Below are 2,467 nucleotides of genomic sequence, written 5' to 3' on the forward strand. Positions count from 1 at the left end.
TCTTAACTTCCAATGATTTTACCACTCAATGATTAACATAGTTGTAGCCGGGATTGAATTGCCAATCAATCCCGGCTACTGTTTATTTTATGTTAGACCAGAAACAATCCAACAGATACGGAAGGTTTGCTTTAAGCATTCTTACATGACTCGAATAACTGTAGATAACTCCTGGCTCATCCAATCCTTCAGAATGAGCAACACACGCAAAGCCTTCTCCTTCATATCCTATATAGGTATGAACTGCCCTTGTTTTTCCGTTTTCATTTTTGGTAACTATGTTCATGAGTGTAAGCCCATCTCCAATTTCATAGAGATCAACTTTTCGCTCTGAAGCAGTGTATTTATTCATCATCAGATGTATCTCCTTTAATGAATGCCATAATCTCTTCATAAGAATGCTCACTCTTAATGACTGCAGCCATGAGTTCATCCTTTCTGAGTTCGTTGCGAAGCTTGATAAGTTCTGCAAGCGCTTCCTTCTCAGCTTCATATTTAAGCTTGGCTTTTTCCATAATAGATTTCTGATGCTCGATCTTAGCATCAAGCGAATCTGTTGATACCTTCTTGCGTCCTCGCGCCATTGTCACATCCTCCTTCAGATTTTTACTGTCTTTACTTTGGGATTCAGCCAGTCGCTGATCTCTTTTGTCTTACGCTTTATATAGTTCGCATCAATTCCAAACGCCTTAAGTATCGTCTTTTGCGTTGCAGTTACTGCGTGATCCAGTCTGTATACGCCATCGGCCTGTCTTATCATTTCTATCTTTTCAAGCTCTCTTATAGCTGCAGGAACATTCATGTAATTCGGTTTCTCCAGCATTTCTTCCTCTGCATCCTTAAGCTTTGTGTACATGCGGTTTCTGATGATGAGTGCCACAAATGCTATCATCATCTTGCCTTCCAGAGCATCACCTGTATATACCCTGAGGCTCCTGTTTCCAAGAAAACTCTTGTCGGCTTTGAACAGTTTCTCTGATGCATCCCTGCTCTTATACAGCTCCAGTGCCTCTTTGGCTGTCATCTTGTCGGAAGTGATGATACAGAAGTACCCGCACATCTCCAGCTCAGCCTCAACGACATCCGATTTTTCTATTGCACAGACAAAGCACTGATCTTCCTGACCTTCATGATAGTATTCAAGGCTGTAGTATTTTTCATAGCTCTTATCTACAACTACCGACTGACCTTCAAGCCTGCTCAGATAGGCCGCCATTCTGTCAAGTCGTGCTTCCAATGCTTCGCGTTCTGATGCTGCCTTTCCATAACTGTAATAGATATGGAGATATCTGTTCTTCTCATCCGAGTAGAAAACGGGTGTCTCAACAGTTGTCCCGCTTACCTGATACCTGCGGATCGAGTATTCCCTCTTGTCCTCAAAAGTTCCTTTCACCTTTTTTATTTCTTCATTGATGAAGGACTTCATTCCTTTTACCATGATTACGAAGTCGTACCCGCATTTGTCCATGTACCTTATGTTTTCGCGGCTGAAGTATCCTCTGTCCAGAATGAATCCTGCATTCTTGTAACCATAGGCAACCGCCTTGTCAAGCATCATCTGGAGCTGGGATATATCAACAATGCTTCCAGGATATGTCTCATAAAAAAGTGGCTCTCTGTTATTGCTGTCATAAGCAATAGAGTAGTTTATTATTGGAAGCCCTTTATCGTCCTTGGCGTGACCGAACTCAGCCAGATCTATATCACCAGCCTGGCAGTTCTTGTTAGTTGAGTCATAGGATATGTAAATCTTGTCCTTATGTTTCTTAATGGAGTTCCACTCATTCTGGAATTCGACGCTGTCGTCCACAGTTATCTCACTGGTGAACTTTGAAACAGTAGAATCACTGTAAATCTTATAGTTCGGAGTAAAAAGCGGGTGGTTGTATGCATAGTCAGGATAGTACTGGCCTGCGTTATTCTCAGTGACTATGTAATAAGCCGCGAGATCCAGGAATAGTCCGCTGCCACGATCGTCATTGTATATGCTGGCAATGATCTTATCCACCATGCTTTCCATCATCAGTTTCTCTATCACAAGGAATGATCCGATACGAAGACAGCTACTTCTGTCATCATGACCTTTATCTTTTGGAAGTTCCGCATCCGGGAAATAGGTCAGATAGTTAGGATTGGGATACATCATGGTAGGATCATCGTCGCACATCTTACCAATAGTAGTCCGCTTTGGGATGTTGTACTTCTTGTCAGGCTTATACACCCTGTCGTACTCGTAGTTGATGTAGACAACTCCCTTGATCGTCTTCGTGTAAATCTTGCCCTTTTCTTCCGGGATCTTCACTCTGAAATCGTAGTACATAGATCACTTTTCTCCTTGATAATAAGTATGTATACCCACTCAATAATTATAACAAGAAAAGCCCGGAAAATCAACAGAATTGCTGAATTTTCTGGGCTTTTTGCCGTTTTTATTTGATTGAGTTTCAAAACTTACTGGAAGTTAGGA

The 2,467-nt window shown here is 41.8% G+C and carries 3 protein-coding genes; all 3 read right to left on the reverse strand.

The window, feature by feature from the left end:
* Positions 1-82 precede the first annotated feature (82 nt).
* Genes T356_RS0109920 through T356_RS0109930 form a run of 3 tightly spaced genes read right to left on the reverse strand, consistent with a single transcriptional unit; the run spans position 83 to position 2,320 of the window.
* Positions 83-355: a hypothetical protein gene (locus tag T356_RS0109920; RefSeq protein WP_242846588.1), complete on the reverse strand. Its 273-nt coding sequence runs from the start codon at positions 353-355 to the stop codon at positions 83-85.
* The gene (locus tag T356_RS0109925) at positions 345-584 is read right to left on the reverse strand and encodes a hypothetical protein (RefSeq protein WP_026514347.1); all 240 of its coding nucleotides are present in this window, start codon (positions 582-584) and stop codon (positions 345-347) included. Before T356_RS0109925 ends, T356_RS0109920 begins: the two co-directional genes overlap by 11 nt.
* A 14-nt stretch (positions 585-598) precedes the next feature.
* Entirely contained in the window at positions 599-2,320 is a 1,722-nt protein-coding gene (locus T356_RS0109930; RefSeq protein WP_026514348.1) for an IS1634 family transposase, read from the reverse strand.
* Between the last annotated feature and the right edge of the window lie 147 nt (positions 2,321-2,467).

Origin of the sequence: Butyrivibrio sp. LB2008 (genome assembly GCF_000621565.1) — a bacterium.
In the GTDB taxonomy this organism is placed as follows: Bacteria; Bacillota; Clostridia; order Lachnospirales; family Lachnospiraceae; genus Butyrivibrio.

Bases quoted from the DNA above. Each gene is read 5' to 3' on its own strand.
- T356_RS0109920 (WP_242846588.1), bottom strand. From the start codon at position 355: ATGATGAATAAATACACTGCTTCAGAGCGAAAAGTTGATCTCTATGAA.
- T356_RS0109925 (WP_026514347.1), bottom strand. From the start codon at position 584: ATGGCGCGAGGACGCAAGAAGGTATCAACAGATTCGCTTGATGCTAAG.
- T356_RS0109930 (WP_026514348.1), bottom strand. From the start codon at position 2,320: ATGTACTACGATTTCAGAGTGAAGATCCCGGAAGAAAAGGGCAAGATT.